Origin of the sequence: Microbacterium sp. M3 (assembly GCF_033548675.1) — a bacterium.
Classification (GTDB): Bacteria; Actinomycetota; Actinomycetes; order Actinomycetales; family Microbacteriaceae; genus Microbacterium; species Microbacterium arthrosphaerae.
Genome location: NZ_JAWTZT010000004.1, coordinates 265109 through 281518, shown reverse-complemented (window position 1 = coordinate 281518; position 16410 = coordinate 265109). Strand labels below are relative to the sequence as shown.

At 71.8% G+C, this 16410-nt stretch carries 15 protein-coding genes; 13 read left to right on the top strand and 2 right to left on the bottom strand.

Features of this window, described 5'->3' with window-relative positions; genetic code table 11:
- The first annotated feature begins 12 nt into the window (after nucleotides 1-12).
- Complete coding sequence (locus R8Z57_RS13575) at nucleotides 13-195, top strand: PspC domain-containing protein (RefSeq protein ID WP_318354320.1); 183 nt, start codon at nucleotides 13-15, stop codon at nucleotides 193-195.
- Nucleotides 196-203: 8 nt separating this feature from the next.
- Here the strand turns inward: R8Z57_RS13575 and R8Z57_RS13570 are convergent, their stop codons facing one another.
- Nucleotides 204-674, bottom strand: a complete 471-nt coding sequence (locus R8Z57_RS13570; protein ID WP_318354319.1) for a hypothetical protein — start codon at nucleotides 672-674, stop codon at nucleotides 204-206.
- Nucleotides 675-781: 107 nt separating this feature from the next.
- Between R8Z57_RS13570 and R8Z57_RS13565 the strand changes: the two genes are divergently transcribed.
- The 10 genes from R8Z57_RS13565 to R8Z57_RS13520 all read left to right on the top strand — a co-directional run bounded on the left by R8Z57_RS13565 (nucleotide 782) and on the right by R8Z57_RS13520 (nucleotide 15345).
- A complete protein-coding gene (locus R8Z57_RS13565) occupies nucleotides 782-5656 on the top strand; it encodes a DEAD/DEAH box helicase (protein WP_318354318.1) in 4875 nt (1624 codons plus the stop codon).
- Nucleotides 5657-5727: 71 nt separating this feature from the next.
- Complete coding sequence (locus R8Z57_RS13560; protein ID WP_318354317.1) at nucleotides 5728-6516, top strand: DNA-formamidopyrimidine glycosylase family protein; 789 nt, start codon at nucleotides 5728-5730, stop codon at nucleotides 6514-6516.
- Nucleotides 6517-6801: 285 nt separating this feature from the next.
- Nucleotides 6802-7986 (top strand): ABC transporter ATP-binding protein, encoded by a 1185-nt coding sequence (locus R8Z57_RS13555; RefSeq protein ID WP_318354497.1) that lies wholly within the window; start codon nucleotides 6802-6804, stop codon nucleotides 7984-7986.
- 94 nt (nucleotides 7987-8080) lie between these two features.
- Nucleotides 8081-9265 carry an extracellular solute-binding protein gene (locus R8Z57_RS13550; protein ID WP_318354316.1) on the top strand — a complete coding sequence of 395 codons (1185 nt, stop codon included), beginning with the start codon at nucleotides 8081-8083 and terminating at the stop codon, nucleotides 9263-9265.
- Nucleotides 9258-10199 (top strand): ABC transporter permease, encoded by a 942-nt coding sequence (locus tag R8Z57_RS13545; RefSeq protein WP_318354315.1) that lies wholly within the window; start codon nucleotides 9258-9260, stop codon nucleotides 10197-10199. Before R8Z57_RS13550 ends, R8Z57_RS13545 begins: the two co-directional genes overlap by 8 nt.
- A complete protein-coding gene (locus R8Z57_RS13540) occupies nucleotides 10196-11116 on the top strand; it encodes an ABC transporter permease (protein WP_318354314.1) in 921 nt (306 codons plus the stop codon). Before R8Z57_RS13545 ends, R8Z57_RS13540 begins: the two co-directional genes overlap by 4 nt.
- Nucleotides 11117-11126: 10 nt before the next feature.
- Nucleotides 11127-12782 (top strand): amidohydrolase, encoded by a 1656-nt coding sequence (locus R8Z57_RS13535; RefSeq protein WP_318354313.1) that lies wholly within the window; start codon nucleotides 11127-11129, stop codon nucleotides 12780-12782.
- A 129-nt stretch (nucleotides 12783-12911) separates the two neighbouring features.
- The gene (locus R8Z57_RS13530; protein ID WP_318354312.1) at nucleotides 12912-13469 is read left to right on the top strand and encodes a cysteine hydrolase family protein; all 558 of its coding nucleotides are present in this window, start codon (nucleotides 12912-12914) and stop codon (nucleotides 13467-13469) included.
- A 119-nt stretch (nucleotides 13470-13588) separates the two neighbouring features.
- Nucleotides 13589-15019: an FAD-dependent oxidoreductase gene (locus R8Z57_RS13525; protein ID WP_318354311.1), complete on the top strand. Its 1431-nt coding sequence runs from the start codon at nucleotides 13589-13591 to the stop codon at nucleotides 15017-15019.
- Nucleotides 15016-15345, top strand: a complete 330-nt coding sequence (locus R8Z57_RS13520) for a cupin domain-containing protein (RefSeq protein WP_318354310.1) — start codon at nucleotides 15016-15018, stop codon at nucleotides 15343-15345. Before R8Z57_RS13525 ends, R8Z57_RS13520 begins: the two co-directional genes overlap by 4 nt.
- A 10-nt stretch (nucleotides 15346-15355) precedes the next feature.
- Here the strand turns inward: R8Z57_RS13520 and R8Z57_RS13515 are convergent, their stop codons facing one another.
- Nucleotides 15356-15706 carry a DUF2695 domain-containing protein gene (locus R8Z57_RS13515; protein WP_318354309.1) on the bottom strand — a complete coding sequence of 117 codons (351 nt, stop codon included), beginning with the start codon at nucleotides 15704-15706 and terminating at the stop codon, nucleotides 15356-15358.
- Between the two features lie 68 nt (nucleotides 15707-15774).
- Between R8Z57_RS13515 and R8Z57_RS13510 the strand changes: the two genes are divergently transcribed.
- Together R8Z57_RS13510 and R8Z57_RS13505 are read left to right on the top strand one after the other, a co-directional pair.
- Nucleotides 15775-15999 (top strand): FitA-like ribbon-helix-helix domain-containing protein, encoded by a 225-nt coding sequence (locus R8Z57_RS13510; protein ID WP_318354308.1) that lies wholly within the window; start codon nucleotides 15775-15777, stop codon nucleotides 15997-15999.
- Entirely contained in the window at nucleotides 15996-16409 is a 414-nt protein-coding gene (locus R8Z57_RS13505; protein WP_318354307.1) for a type II toxin-antitoxin system VapC family toxin, read from the top strand. Before R8Z57_RS13510 ends, R8Z57_RS13505 begins: the two co-directional genes overlap by 4 nt.
- Nucleotide 16410: the final 1 nt, after the last annotated feature.

The following is a 16410-nucleotide window of genomic DNA, read 5'->3' as shown; positions in this document are numbered from 1 at the left end:
CATGATGAACGCATGCATCGCCTGGTCCGTCCCCGGAAGGGGCGCATGATCGCCGGAGTCTGCCAGGGGGTCGCCGACCGCTTCGGCTGCAGCGTGGTGCCGATCCGGGTGCTGACGGTGGGTGCGACCGTCTTCTTCGGCGTGTCGATCCTGCTCTACCTGCTCCTGTGGATCCTCATCCCCGACGAGCGCTGAATCGCGGGTCAGGGGTTCTTCGGGGTCTTGGTGCGCCCGGGCGCGCTGCCGCTGTTGCCGGGCGCGGGCTCGGCCTCGTCCGCGGCAGCAGGCGGCGGCTCGACGGCAGTCGGCTCGGGCGCGGGCGCCGGGTCGACGACCGTCTCAGCCTCGGCCTCGGGCTCGGGAACCGTGTCGGCCGGCTCCTCCGCGACCTTGAGCACCGTGGGCGAGGGGGTCGGCGTCGGGGTGACGCGCGGCGCGGGGCGCTCCTCCGCCGCGGGAGCGGGCTGCGGCAGCAGCGGCGGCCGGTCGGCGGAGGCCGCGAAGATCGAGGTGACGACGACCACGAGCGAGAGGGCGAGCCCACCGCAGAGGGCGCCCAGGCCGAAGGTGCGCGCACGTCGCGAGCGCGACCAGGAGCGCGCGGCTGACACGGGATCCGTGCGGCGCGTGAGGGGCGTCGGAGCGTCCCACGCGCTCGACGGCGTCGACTCCATGACGGTCCTCGGCGTTGACGGCATGCGGGGGGCCCACCGAGCATACGCGACGCGTCGGCCGAGGCCCAGCCTGGCCCGATGTCGGCGATCGCGACGAAGATGGAGGGATGGGCGACGTCCTGGAGCGGTTCGGTCCTGCCACGCAGGAGTGGTTCCGCGGCGCCTTCCCCGCCCCGACCGAGGCCCAGAAAGGTGCATGGCAGGCCATCTCGGCCGGCAAGCATGCCCTCGTCGTCGCACCGACCGGATCGGGCAAGACGCTGTCGGCCTTCCTGTGGGCGATCGACCGGGTGTTCCACGACAAGGCGGCTGCCGCGGCATCCGCTCCCCCTCCCGACGGCCGGAAGAAGAAACGGGATGCCGCGGCCCCCGCGACGCGCATCCTCTACATCTCACCGCTCAAGGCCCTGGGCGTCGACGTCGAGCGCAATCTGCGTTCGCCGCTGGTGGGCATCGGGCAGTCGGCGCGACGGCTCGGTCTGACCGTTCCCGACGTCGGCGTCGGGGTGCGCTCGGGCGACACCCCCGCCGCCGACCGGCGCAAGCTGGTGCAGGCGCCGCCCGACATCCTCATCACGACCCCCGAGTCGCTGTACCTCATGCTGACGAGCCGCGCGGGCGAGACGCTGCGCGACGTGCACACCGTCATCGTCGACGAGGTGCACGCCGTCGCCGCCACCAAGCGCGGGGCGCACCTGGCGGTGAGCCTCGAGCGCCTCGATGCGCTCCGCCGCTCGTTCGCGCCCGAGGCGCCGGCCGCCCAGCGCATCGGGCTGTCGGCCACCGTCCGTCCGATCGACGAGGTGGCGCGGTTCCTCGGCGGCGCAGAACCGGTGGAGATCGTCGCCCCGCGGGCGAGCAAGGCGTTCGACATGAAGGTCGTCGTGCCGATCGGCGACATGCTCAACCCGCCGCCCGCGCCGAGCGCGTATCAGTCCGATCCCGCCGCGTGGAGCGGGACGGATGCCTCGGCCCCGGCATCCGGCGGCACCGACGAGTCCGGCGAGCCCGTCGACGAGGACTGGTTCAACGACGGTTCCGCCGGCCGCGGGTCCCGCGCCACGGGCGGCGGCGAGACCGAGATCACCGGCTCGGTGTGGCCGCACGTCGAGGAGGCGATCGTCGATCGCATCCTGCAGCAGCGGTCGACGATCGTGTTCTGCAACTCGCGACGCCTCGCGGAGCGTCTCACCGGCCGGCTCAACGAGATCTACTCCGAGCGCCTCGGACTGGACCTGCCGGACGCGAGCGTGCCGGCGGCGATGATGGCCCAGGCGGGAGCAACCGCGGGTGCCGACCCCGTGCTCGCGAAAGCGCATCACGGCTCGGTGTCGAAGGAGCAGCGTGCGCAGGTCGAGGAGGAGCTGAAGTCGGGCGCGCTGCGCTGCGTGGTGGCCACGAGCAGCCTCGAGCTCGGCATCGACATGGGCGCCGTCGACCTCGTGATCCAGGTCGAGGCGCCGCCCAGCGCCGCTTCAGGGCTGCAGCGCATCGGCCGCGCCGGGCACCAGGTCGGCGAGGTCAGCCGGGCGGCGCTGTTCCCCAAGCACCGGGGCGACGTGCTGCACACCGCCATCGTCACGGAGCGGATGCTGGCAGGCCAGATCGAGGCCATCGCCATCCCGCAGAACCCGCTCGACATCCTCGCCCAGCAGACGGTCGCCGCCGCGGCGGTCGGTCCGGTCGACGTGGAGGGCTGGTACGAGACGCTCAAGCGCAGCGCGCCGTTCCGCTCGCTGCCCCGATCGGCCTACGAGGCCACCCTCGACCTCATCGCCGGCAGGTTCCCCTCCGACGAGTTCGCGGAACTCCGGCCCCGCGTCGTGTGGGACCGCGACCTCGGGGTGCTCACGGGACGCCCGGGCGCGCAGCACATCGCCGTGACGAGCGGCGGAACGATCCCCGACCGCGGCCTGTTCGGCGTCTTCATCGCGGGGGAATCGCAGAACGCCCGCGTCGGCGAGCTCGACGAGGAGATGGTCTACGAGTCGCGCGTCAACGACGTCTTCACGCTCGGCACCACGAGCTGGCGCATCGTGGAGATCACGCACGACCGCGTGAACGTCGTGCCGGCGTTCGGACAGCCGGGCAAGGTGCCGTTCTGGCACGGCGACGGCATCGGGCGGCCGGCCGAACTGGGCGAGGCGCTCGGCAGGTTCTCGCGCGAGGTGTCGACGGCGAAGCCCGACAAGGCCGAGGCGCGGCTGCGCGAGGCCGGCCTCGACGACTACGCGCAGGACAACCTGCTCGCCTACCTGGCCGAGCAGCGCGAGGCCACCGGCACGCTTCCCACCGACCGTCAGCTCACCGTCGAACGCGGTCGCGACGAGGTCGGCGACTGGCGCGTCATCCTCCACTCCCCCTACGGCATGCAGGTGCACGCGCCGTGGGCGCTGGCGGTCAACGCCCGCATCCGCGAACGGCTGGGCGTCGACGGCTCGGCGGTCGCGAGCGACGACGGCATCATCGCCCGCATCCCCGACGCGACGGCGGAGCCGCCGGGCGCCGACCTCTTCGTCTTCGACCCCGACGAGCTCGACCAGATCGTGACCGAGGAAGTCGGCGGCTCGGCGCTGTTCGCCTCGCGGTTCCGCGAGTGCGCGGCGCGCGCCCTGCTGATGCCCCGCCGCAACCCCGGCAAGCGCACGCCGCTGTGGCAGCAGCGGCAGCGCTCGGCGCAGCTGCTCGAGGTCGCCAAGCGCTACCCGACGTTCCCGATCATCCTCGAGACGCTGCGCGAGGTGCTGCAGGACGTCTACGACGTGCCGTCGCTGCTGCGACTGATGCGGGGTATCGGCGAGCGCCGCATCCGGCTCATCGAGACCGAGCCGCCGCAGCCGTCGCCGTTCGCCCGAGACCTGCTGTTCGGCTATGTCGGCGCGTTCATGTACGAGGGCGACTCCCCGCTCGCGGAGCGTCGCGCGGCGGCGCTCTCGGTCGACCCCGCGCTGCTGTCGGAGCTGCTCGGCAAGGTCGAGATGCGCGAGCTCCTCGACCCCGAGGTCATCGCGCAGTTCGAGCGCGAAGCGCAGCGCCTCGACCCCGAGCGTCGCGCGCGCGGTCTCGAAGGGGTGGCCGATCTCCTGCGACTGCTCGGCCCGCTCGACGCCGCCGAGGTCGCGGTGCGTCTCGGGGCCGACCCCGGCTCCGACGGCGTCGGGGGCGCCCACGCGACGGAGGCGGCGGCATCCGCTCTCCTGGACGCCCTGGTCACGACGCGCCGGGCCATCCCGGTCACGATCGCCGGGGTCGCCCGCATCGCCGCCATCGAAGACGCCGGTCGCCTGCGCGACGCCCTGGGCGTGCCGCTGCCGGTGGGCATCCCCACCGCATTCCTCGAGCCGGTCGCCGACCCGCTCGGCGACCTGCTGGCCCGCCATGCCCGCACCCACGGACCTTTCCGGGCGGATGCCGCGGCCGACCGCCTCGGCATCGGCGTCGCCGTCGCGCGCCACACCCTGCAGCGGCTCGAGTCGCAGGGGCGTGTGACGAGCGGGTTCTTCCTGCCCGACACGTCGACGGCGCCGGGCAGCGACGGCGGCCGCGGCGACGAGGCGGAGTGGTGCGACACCGAGGTGCTGCGACGGCTGCGGATGCGCTCGCTCGCCGCGATCCGCGGGAGCGTCGAGCCGGTTCCGCAGCACGCGTACGCGCGGTTCCTGCCGGTGTGGCAGCACGTCAGCCGACCGCTCGAGGGGATCGACGGCGTCGCCGCGGTGGTCGAGCAGCTCGCGGGCGTGCCGATCCCGGCGAGCGCGTGGGAGTCCCTCGTGCTGCCGTCGCGGGTCGCCGACTACAGCCCCGGCATGCTCGACGAGCTGACCGCGACGGGCGAGGTCGTCTGGTCGGGGCACGGCAGCCTGCCCGGGCGTGACGGCTGGATCGCGCTGCACCCCGCCGACGCCGTCCCGCTGACGCTCGCACTGCCCGACGAGGCCGACGAGCCCGCGCCGGGCTCGCTCGATGCGCAGCTGCTCGCCGCACTCGGCGGCGGGGGCGCGTACTTCGCGGCCCAGCTGCGACAGGCCACCGGCGCCGAGAACGAGCAGTCGGTGGTCGAGGCGCTCTGGCGCCTCACGTGGGCGGGCCGCGTCACGAACGACACCTTCGCCCCGGTGCGCTCGCTCGTGTCGGGCGGCTCGCAGGCGCATCGGGTCAGTCGCCGCACACCCCGCGCCCGGCTGTATCGCGGCGCGGCGGTGCGCGCGGTCGCGGCGTCGGTGCCGGCGCGACCGCCGGCCATCGGCGGACGCTGGTCGCTGCTGCCTGCGGCCGAGGCCGATGCCGCGCTGCGCGCGACCGCCACCGCGAGCCTGCTGCTGGATCGGTACGGCGTCGTGACCCGCGGCGCGGTGCAGTCCGAGGGCGTGCCCGGCGGCTTCGCGCAGACATACCGGGTGCTCGCCGGCTTCGAAGAGGCCGGGCACTGCCGCCGGGGCTACGTGATCGAGAAGCTCGGCGCCGCGCAGTTCGCCGCTTCGGCGACCGTCGACCGCCTGCGCGAGTTCGCAGGACTCGCCGACCCTCCGCCGCTCCGGGCGGTGACCCTCGCCGCGACCGACCCCGCCAACCCCTACGGCGCCGCGCTCGCGTGGCCGGCCCTGGTGGGAGTCGGGCACCGGCCGGGACGCAAGGCCGGGGCGCTCGTCGTGCTCGTCGACGGCGCCCTCGCGCTCTACCTCGAGCGCGGCGGCAAGTCGGCGCTCGCCTTCACCGGCGACGAGGCAGTCCTCGCGGCCGCGACGAAAGGGCTCGCGACGACGGCGCGCTCGCGACGGCTCGACACCCTGACGATCGAGCAGGTGAACGGGGCGTTCGTCTACGGCACCGGGGTGGGCGGGGCCCTGCGGGATGCCGGCTTCGTCGAGTCGCCGCGCGGCCTCACGCTGCGCCGGCTCACCGCGGGCGACACCCTCCGGCAGGCGCAGGGAGCTGGTTCCGGGACGCCGGGACCGGACGGCCGCGAGGGCGCCCGTGCCTGAGGACCGGGCGGCCACGGGCAGCGACGGGCGGAGCCCGCGGGCGTCCGTGCTCGAGGATCCGGAGGACGCACGTGCCTGAGGGCGACACCGTCTTCCGCGCGGCGCGGCGCCTGAACGCCGCGCTCGCAGGCGCGACGGTCACGCGCTTCGAGCTGCGCGTGCCGCAGGCCGCGACCATCGACCTACGGGGCGAGGTCGTGCACGACGTCGTGTCGCGCGGCAAGCACCTGCTGCACCGCATCGGCACCTGGACGCTCCACACCCACCTGAAGATGGAGGGCGAGTGGCACGTCTACCGCCGCGGCGAGCGCTGGCGCGCCCCGGCGTTCCGCGCCCGCGCCGTGATCGGGGCGACGGCGCCTGACGGCACCGAGTGGGAGACGGTCGGGTTCGACCTGGCCGACATCAAGGTGGTCCCCACCGCCGACGAGGACGACCTGGTCGGCTATCTCGGGCCCGATCCGCTCTCGTCCGACTGGGATGCCGCCGAGGCCGCACGGCGCCTGTCACTCGACTCGCGCCCCGTGCACGTGGCGCTGCAGGACCAGCGCAACATCGCCGGCTTCGGCAACGAGTACGTCAACGAGATCCTGTTCGTCCGGGGCGTGCTGCCCACGACGCCCGCAACCGAGACGGATGCCGCAGCCATCGTCGATCTCGGAGCCCGGATGATCAACGCCAACCGCGATCGCTCCGGCCGCACGTTCACCGGCGACGCGCGCCCGGGGCGCTCGACGTGGGTCTATCGCCGCGAGAATCGCCCATGCCGGCGCTGCGGGTCGCTGATCCGCGGCGGCACCCTGGGTGCCGATCCGACCCGCGAGCGGATCGTGTTCTGGTGCCCGACCTGCCAGGGGTGAGCGGCGGCAGAGCACGCTTTCATCACGATGCCCGGCGGACGGAATGTCGGTCCGGCGCACAGCCGACCCCTGCGTGCCGGCGTGCCTGAGCGGAAACGCCGCGGTTTCCTCGCCGTTACACAGCGCCGGACGATCTGTCGCACCGGCGGGCCCCGGCACCCCGGATCGTCCGGTTCGGACTCGGGCGCGTTGCAGGGCACCACGACGCCATATTGAATACCTCACACCCGATAGGCGGCGCAGCGTTGCGCCGCCGGCGATCACGAGGAACCTCACGAGGTGACGATGTCCACAGGCATGGCGACCGCAGCACAAGCGAAGGCGGAGCATGTTCCCACCGGCAGCGAAGGCGCGCGCGGGGCCGTCGTCCTGTCGGGCATCACGAAGTACTACGGCGAGCAGCCGGCCGTCGACGATCTCTCGCTGGAGATCCAGCCGGGCGAGTTCATCTCGCTGCTCGGCCCCTCGGGCTGCGGCAAGACCACGACCCTGCGCATGATCGCGGGATTCGAGCAGCCGGACGCCGGCGACATCCTCATCTCAGGGCGTCCCGTGCGAGGCGTGCCGCCGTACAAGCGCGACGTGAACACGGTCTTCCAGGCGTACGCGCTGTTCCCCCACCTCTCGGTGGCCGAGAACGTCGCGTACGGCCTGCAGCAGCGCCGCACGCCGAAGGCGGAAGTCCGCGAGCGGGTGACGCAGGCGCTGGACCTCGTGCAGATGCGCAGCTTCGGCGACCGCAAGCCCACGCAGCTCTCGGGCGGCCAGCAGCAGCGCATCGCGCTGGCCCGCGCGCTCGTCAACCGCCCGGCCGTCCTGCTGCTCGACGAGCCGCTCGGAGCGCTCGACCGGCAGCTGCGCGAAGAGATGCAGCTCGAGCTCAAGCTGCTGCAGTCGCGGCTGGGCATCACGTTCGTCTTCGTCACGCACGACCAGGGTGAAGCTCTCTCGATGAGCGACCGCATCGCCATCATGCGCGCCGGCCGCATCGACCAGCTCGCCGACGCCGACACCGTGTATGCGCGGCCGGCCTCGGCGTACGTGGCCGCCTTCGTCGGGCAGCAGAACTTCTTCCGCGGGCCGACGGCCGAAGCGGGTGCCGCCATCACGTCGCCGCACGCGCTCGTGCGCGGCGCGGCGCCGGTGCTCACCGGGACGAATCTGGGCGAGGCCGCCGTGCGACCCGAGTTCATCCGCATCGAGAAGTCCGGCACCGCCGAGGGCGCTCTTCCCGAGGCGAACGCGGTCCAAGGGGAGCTCATCGGCGTCTCGCACCTCGGCGACACGATGCAGTACCTGGTGCGCCTCGGCCAGGATCAGAGCCTCATCGTGCGCCGGCCCACGCCCGACGCGCCGCCGCTCGCGGTCGGCGACCGCGTCACGTGCACGTGGACCGCGCAGCACGTCCTGCTCTTCCCTGCCGACGACGCCGCCCAGCAGGGCGGATACACCGCACCGCCGACCGCCTGACCTGCCCGACCCGACCCGCCCGAACCCGACGCACCACTCGGTGCCACGGCATCCGCACCCCGGCTGCCGGGCCCGACCGACCCAGGAGTACCCGATGACTCAGCCTCGCAACCCGCTCCGCATCCTCGCCCCGCAGGGCTCGACGCCCGCCATCGTGCGCGAGCTGTCGCGCCGGCGCTTCCTGAGCTTGGCCGCCCTCGCGGGCGGGGCCACCGTGCTCGCGGCGTGCGCACCCGGCGGCAGCGGCTCGCCGGCGCCGCAGGCGACCGGCGGAGAGCTGGAGAGCGACCTCTCGGTGTACACCTGGGGCGATTACGACTCCCCCGACGTGGTCTCGGGCTTCACCTCGGAGGAGGGCACGAAGGTGACGCTCGACTCGTACTCGTCGAACGAGGAGCTCATCGCGAAGCTCATCGCCGCGAAGGGCACCTCCGGGTACGACATCGTCGTCCCGACCGGGGTCTTCATCCCGCAGATGATCGAGAACGGCCTGCTCACGAAGTTCAACAAGGAGCTGCTGCCGAACATGTCGAACATGGATCCGGCGTTCCTCGGCCGTGCGTGGGACCCCTCGAACGACTACTCGGTCTGCAAGGCGTGGGGCACGACCGGCTTCGTCTACGACAAGAACGTCATCACCCGCGAGCTCACCACGTGGGCGGATTTCTTCGACGCGGCCCAGAACGAGGCCAGCGGCAAGACCGCCATGTCGGACGACCCGGCCGGCATCATCGGCGCCTACTTCTGGGCCAACGACATGGACTGGAACACCGAGGACCCCGACGAGCTCGAGGCGTGCCGCGCGTTCCTCGTCGAGCAGATCGCCCCGCACGTCTCGGCCTTCGACTCCTACCCGGGCACCAACGCGATCCCGCAGGGCACGCAGGTGCTCATGCAGTCGTGGAACGGCGACGCGCGTCTGGGCCTCATGGAATCCAGCGAGCCCGAGCGGTGGCAGTGGGTGCTCCCCGGCCCGCAGACCGAGCTGTGGATGGACAACTGGGCGATCGCCGCCGGGGCCCCGCACCCCGAGGCCGCACACGCGTTCATCAACTACTCGATGACGCCCGAGAACCTGGCGCTGAACCTCGACTACATCGGCTACAACGTCGGCGGCAAGGACATGCAGGCGGCGGCCGAGGAAAGCGGCCTCGAGCTCTCGGACATGATCTTCTTCACCCCGGAGCAGCTCGAGACGATGCACGAGCAGGAGCTCAACGACTCGCAGACCACGCGTGTGGAGATCTACAACGAGATGAAGGCCGCCGCCGGTGCGTAGCCGGTCGGCGGGGGCCGCGCTCGCCGTACCGGCGTGGGCGTGGCTCCTGGTCTTCTTCGTCGCACCGGTCGCGATGGTGGTGTGGTTCAGCTTCGGGTACAAGCCCGGCATCTTCGGCACCCACGCCAACGACATCCTCTCGTTCGACCGGTACGTCGAGGCGGTCTCGCCGACCTTCTTCGCGACGTTCGCCAACACCCTCTGGGTGGGCATCATCGGCACGGTGCTGTGCTTCGTCATCGGCGCGCCGGTGGCGTACTGGATGGCCTTCAAGGTCAAGCCCCAGCGTCGCGGGCTGCTGATCGCGCTCGTGCTCGTGCCGTTCTGGACCAATTTCCTCGTCCGAACGATCGGCTGGCAGGTGATCCTCGCGCCCGAGGGCTGGCTGTCGGCGCTGCTGCAGGGCATCGGCGTGCTCGACGGGCCGCTCGAGCTGCTGTACACGCGCACCGCGGTCATCATCGGCGTCGTCTACAACTACCTGCCGCTCATGATCCTGCCGCTGTTCGTCGCGTTCGACCGCGTCGGTCCGGCTCTGCGCGAGGCGTCGAAAGACCTCGGCGCGGGCAAGCTCACGACCTTCTTCCGCGTGACGCTGCCGCTGTCGCAGCCCGGCATCGTCGCGGGCGTGCTGCTGGTGTTCATCCCCCTGATGGGCGACTACATCACCGCGACGGTGCTGGGCGGCGCGAAGGGCAACATGGTCGGTCAGCTCGTCGCGAGCCAGTTCCAGACCGCGCAGAACTGGGCGCTCGGATCCGCGATGGCGGTGCTGCTCATGCTCGTCATCATGCTGACGATCGGAGTCGCCGCGGTGATCCTGTGGGCGGTCGCCCTGCCGTTCCGCTCGCGGAACCGACTCGTGCTCGGGCCTGCACCGGCGACGGCGAAGACGGATGCCGCCCCCGCGGCGATCCTGGAGGTGACGACATGACCGTGCAGACCCTGACCGAGACGCTCCTGCAGGCGCAGGAGCGCGAGGCACGACCCGGAGGTGCGCCCCGCCGGCGCGCGCGGCGCTCGTGGTCGGACGTCGCGTTCGGCGTATGGGGCGTCCTGGTGATGCTCTTCCTGTTCCTGCCGATCATCGTCATCGTCATCTACTCCTTCAACACCGGCCGCCTGCTGGTCTCGTGGGACGGCTTCGGATTCGATGCGTTCGGCACGATCCTCGCCAAGCCCGCCATCCAGAGCGCGGTGCGGGTCTCGCTCATCACCGCACTCATCGCCGCCGTCATCGCGACGGTGCTCGGCACGCTCGCCGGGATCGCGATGGCACGGCATCCGGGCAAGTGGGTGTGGTGGTTCCTGGGGCTTCTGCTGCTGGTCTCCGTCACGCCCGAGATCGTCGACGCCGTGGCGCTGCTGCCCTGGATGGTCTTCCTCGGGCAGGACCTCGGCATCTCCGTCTTCAACGACGGCATCGTGCGCCTGTCGGTCGGCTCGTCGCTGTTCGCGACCGCGGTGGTGTCGTACATCGTGCGCGCACGGCTCGTGGGGCAGGACGCGCACCTGGAAGAGGCATCCGCTGATCTCTATGCGAAGCCCTTCACGACGTTCCGTCGCGTCACGCTGGCGCTGGCGATGCCGGCTGTGCTCGCGGGCTTCCTGCTGGCCTTCACGCTGAGCCTCGACAACACGATCGTGGCGGCCTTCGTGCAGGTCTCGGGCACGACGCCGTGGCCGGTGTACGTGCTGAGCGCCGTGCGGTCGGGGCTGCGTCCCGAGATCGCGGCGGTGTCGACGATCATGCTGCTGCTGACCCTCGTCGCCCTCGCCCTTGTGGCGCTGGTGCTCAAGCGCGCCGGGGACTCCGCGACGCAGATCGCCCGCACGATGACCGGCGGCTGAGGAAGGAACGATGACACACGCCGACCTCGTCTTCACCGGCGGGCCCGTCTTCACGGCGAACACCGTGCGCTCCCAGGCGAGCGCCGTCGCGGTCACCGGCGGCCGCATCGTCGCGGTGGGCGGCGACCGGGTCCGGGAGCTCATCGGCCCGTCGACGGAGGTCGTCGACCTTCACGGCAGGATGCTGCTGCCGGGCTTCCAGGACGCGCACGTGCATCCGGTCTGGGGCGGGCTCGACCTGCTGCGCTGCGACCTCGCCCACCTCGCCACCGCCGCGGAGTACGCCGCGGCGATCGGCCGGTACGTCGCGGAGCATCCGGCCGAGGAGTGGATCCTCGGCGGCGGCTGGCAGATGTCGGCCTTCCCGGGCGGCACGCCGACCGCCGCAGCGCTCGACGCCGTGACCGGCGACCGGCCGGCGTTCTTCCCGAACCGCGACGGGCACGGGGCGTGGGTCAACTCCGCTGCCCTGCGCCTCGCCGGCATCGACCGCGACACGCCCGATCCCGCGGACGGACGCATCGAGCGCGGCGTCGACGGCGCGCCGTCGGGCACGCTTCACGAAGGCGCGATGGCCCTCGTCAATCGCCTGCTGCCCGAGGAGCCGCTCGAGCGCCTGACCGAGGCGCTGCTCCTCGGCCAGCGCTACCTGCACTCCTTCGGCATCACCGCCTGGCAGGACGCCATCGTCGGATCGTACGGGGATGCCGGAGACCCGGGCCCCGCGTATCTCCAGGCGGCTGCGGACGGCACCCTCACCGCGCGCGTCGTCGGTGCGATCTGGTGGGACCGCACCCGCGGCCTGGAGCAGATCCCCTCGATCCTCGACCGCCGCGACCGCTATCGCGGCGGTCGCTTCGCGGCGACTTCGGTGAAGGTCATGCAGGACGGCGTCGCCGAGAACTTCACGGCGTCCATGCTCGAGCCGTACTGCGACGGCCACGGTCACTTCACCGACAACTCCGGCATCTCGTTCGTCGCCCCCGAGGTGCTGAACGAGGCGGTGCCGCTGCTGGACGCCGAGGGCTTCCAGGTCCACTTCCACGCCATCGGCGACCGCGCGGTGCGCGAGTGCCTCGACGCCGTCGAGCACGCCATCGCCCGCAACGGCCGCGCCGACAACCGCCACCACATCGCGCACATCCAGGTGGTGCACCCCGAAGACGTGCCGCGCTTCCGCCGGCTCGGCGTGGCCGCGAACATGCAGTCGCTCTGGGCGACCTACGAACCGCAGATGGTGGAGCTCACGCTGCCGTTCCTCGGCGACCCGCGGAGCGCCTGGCAGTACCCGTTCGGCGACCTGCTGCGCGCCGGCGCCGTGCTCGCGGCGGGGAGCGACTGGTCGGTCTCCACGCCCGACCCGATGGCGGCGATCCATACCGCGGTCAACCGCCGGGCCGCGCCGGGACACGAAGAGGGGGAGTACGACGCGTTCCTGCCCGAGCAGGCGATCGACCTCGCCACCTCGCTCACCGCGTACACGGCGGGCTCGGCGTGGGCGAATCACCTCGACGACGTCACCGGCACGATCGAGGCGGGCAAGCTCGCCGACCTCGTGGTGCTCGACCGCGACCCGTTCGCCGGTCCGGCCGACGAGATCGGCGCCGCACGGGCGCTGCAGACGTTCGTCGAGGGTGAGCGGGTGTACGCCGCGGACGACGCCTGACACGGTTCCGCGCCGGGCTCGGGGCGTTTCGTCTCGCTCGTTCCTCGCTCGCTCAACGACCGGCGTCCGGGGCCGTCGAAAGGCATGAAGCGAGACGAAACGCACCCGGCGCGCTCCTATGCTGTTGCGGTGACCCGACTCCTGCTCCTCATCGACATCCAGCGCGACTACTTCCCGGGTGGGCGGCATCCGCTGGTCGACCCCGATGCCGCGGCCGACGCCGCTGCGCGACTCCTCGCCGCGTTCCGCCGCACCGGTGAGCGGGTCGTGCACGTGCAGCACGTGTGGGATGCGCCGGACGCGGCGTTCTTCGCCCCGAGCACCCCGGGCGTGGAGTTCGACCCGCGCGTCGCGCCCGACGGCGAGGAGCACGTCGTCGTCAAGCACGAGCCCAACGCGTTCCTCGGAACGGGCCTGGAGGCGCTGCTGCGCGCCGCCGACGCGGACGAGATCGTCGTCGCCGGCATGATGTCGAGCATGTGCGTCGACGCCACCGTGCGCGCGGCATCCGATCTCGGCTTCTCGCTCGCGGTCGCGCAGGACGCGTGCGCGGCGCCCGACCTCGCGTACGACGGCCGCACGGTGCCGGGGGCGCAGGTGCACCTGGCGTTCATGGCGGCTCTCGACGGCACCTACGCCCGCGTCGCCGACGTCGACGCCCTGGTCGGCGAGCTCGCTCCGCGCTGACCGGCACGACGGCCCCGACAACCTGTCCGGCGCCGCCGCCAACTTCCGACACCGGCCCTCGTCGCCGCGCACGCCGCCGGGCGAGGATGGGAGCACCAAACGCATCGGAGTTGATAACCGTGGGCACGACCGTCTTCGAACGACAGCGGCCGGCAGCATCCGTCGTCGAGCACTCCCTCGCCGGAGCGGCACACTCGGTCTTCTGGCGCGACGACCTTCCCGAGAGCCTGCTGCCCGATCGCCCGGCGCTCGTCGGCACGCATCGCGCCGACCTCGTAGTCGTGGGCGGCGGCTACACCGGCCTGTGGACGGCGCTGCTCGCCGCCGAACGCGACCCTGACGCGAAGATCGTCGTGCTCGAGGCGCAGCGCGTCGGCTGGGCCGCGTCGGGCCGCAACGGCGGCTTCTGCGAGGCGAGCCTCACGCACGGGCATGAGAACGGCATGTCGCGCTGGCCGAAGGAGATGCCGACGCTCGATCGGCTCGGCCGCGAGAACCTCGATGCGATCGAGGCGTCCGAGGCGACGTACGGCATGGACTTCCAGTTCGAGCGCACTGGCCAGCTCGCGCCGGCGGTCGAACCGCACCAGGTCGAGTGGCTGCAGGAGTGGGCCGCCGAGGGCGAGGAGGGCGTGGTCTATCTGGACCAGGCCGAGGCCCAGGCATCCGTCCACTCCCCCACGTATCTCGCCGCGGTATGGGAGAAGGAAGCGTGCGGCATGGTGCACCCTGCCCGCATGGCCGCCGAACTCGCGCGCGTGTGCGAAGAGCGCGGCGTCGAGATCTTCGAGCGCTCGCACGTGACCGGGCTCGACACCAGCGGCCCCGGAGTGGTCGTGGCGACCCCCGGCGGCCGGGTCGAGGCACGCCGCGCCGCCCTCGGCACCAACGTCTTCCCGTCGCTCCTCAAGCGAAACAAGCTCATGACGGTTCCGGTGTACGACTACGTGCTCATGACCGAACCGCTCAGCGCCGACCAGCTCGCCGCCATCGGCTGGCAGGATCGTCAGGGCATCGGCGATCTGGCGAACCAGTTCCACTACTACCGGATCACGCAGGACAACCGGATCCTGTTCGGCGGCTACGACGCCGTCTACCGGTACGGCCGCCGGGTGAACCCGGCCCACGAGCACCGGCCCGAGACGTGGCAGAAGCTCGCGAGCCACTTCTTCACGACGTTCCCCCAGCTCGAGGGACTGCGCTTCACCCATCAGTGGGCGGGCGCGATCGACACCTCGACGCAGTTCACGGCGTTCTTCGGCACCGCGCGCGACCGCCGCATCGCCTACGCCGCCGGCTTCACCGGGCTCGGCGTCGGCTCGACGCGCTTCGCCGGCGAGGTGATGCTCGACCTGCTCGACGGCGTCTCGAACGAGCGGACCGAGCTCGAGATGGTGCGCAAGCGCCCGCTGCCGTTCCCGCCCGAGCCGGCTGCCGCGATCGGCATCAACGCCACCCGCTGGTCGCTCGACCGCGCCGATCACAACAAGGGCAAGCGCAACCTCCTGCTGAAGACGCTGGACGCGCTGGGCCTCGGGTTCGACTCGTGAACCCGGGAATCGTGACGGATGCCGCGGCCCTCCCTATCGCGCTCGAACCGCTGCCCGCTGAGCAGGTCCTCGAGGGGGCGCCGCGCACGGGATTCGCGGAGCTGTCGGGCGCCATCGGGGTCTGGGAGCACACTCCGGGCACGTCGACCGACGTCGAGGCGGATGAGGTGTTCGTCGTGCTCTCGGGCTCGGCCACGGTGTCGTTCGACGATCCCTCGCTCGAGCAGATCGAGCTTCGCGCAGGGTCGGTGGCCCGCCTGACGGCGGGCATGCGCACGGTGTGGACGGTGCGCGAGACGCTCCGCAAGGTCTACATCGCCGGCTGACCTCCGGGCTTCACCATCCATCACCGCGCCTGCGGCGGAACCAGAGGTCGCACGGTTTCGTGGACCCGCGCCTCGCGCCGCGACAGGGTTTCACCTCTTCGGCCTTCGACCAGTAGACGTTCATCAGCACCTCGCAGTCGCAGAATCCGCCGCCGCTTTCGAGCCGGCTCTCGAGCGCGACGGCCCGCGGCGCGAGCGCGTCGCGATACATGCGCGACAGGCGCAGGGAGCCGTCACAGGGCGCGTCGCGCACGACGCGATCGAGATAGCACGCGAGGCATTCACCGGCCCGCGGGGCGACGATCGCGGCGGCGAGGTCGCGGACGAACGATTCGGCTTGGATGTCGATGGTTGTCTCCATGGCCAGAGCATGGCGACCGCCTCCGACATCGAAGTGCTAGCATTGCCAGCATTGCGGAGGGAGTCGACGTGGGTGCCATCACCGTCCGAAATCTCGACGACGGCGTTCAGCAGCGCCTCCGGGAGCGAGCGGCCGCGCACGGCCGTTCGATGGAGGCAGAAGCACGCGCGATCCTGACGAGCGCGGTGTCGCCCAGCAGCATGATCGTCGACTGGATCGATGCGACGAGCAGCCTCGCCATCGACCTGGAGCTGCCCGAACGCAGCGTCCCCCGCGAGCTCGATCTGTCGTGATCATCCTCGACACGAACGTGCTGTCCGAACCGCTGCGCACTGACCCCGAGATCGCCGTCGTCGCATGGATGAAGACGCAGACGGATGCTGCGGTCACCGCGATCTCCGTCGCCGAACTCCTGGTCGGGGCTCGGCGGCTTCCCGCGGGGGCCCGGCGTGAGCGTCTCATCGCCGCCATCGACTCGATCCTTTCGGGAAGCCGGGTGCTGCCGTTCGACGAACGCGCCGCCCGGAAGTACGCGCGCCTGCAGGAGATCCGGCGGATCGCCGGACGCCCGCTGTCCGTGGAGGACGGGATGATCGCCGCCGTCGCCGCAGCTCACGGTGCCAGCTTGGCGACGCGCAACACGAAGGACTTCGAGGGCCTCGGTATCGACCTCCTCGACCCATGGGAGGCCGTGGACTCCTAGC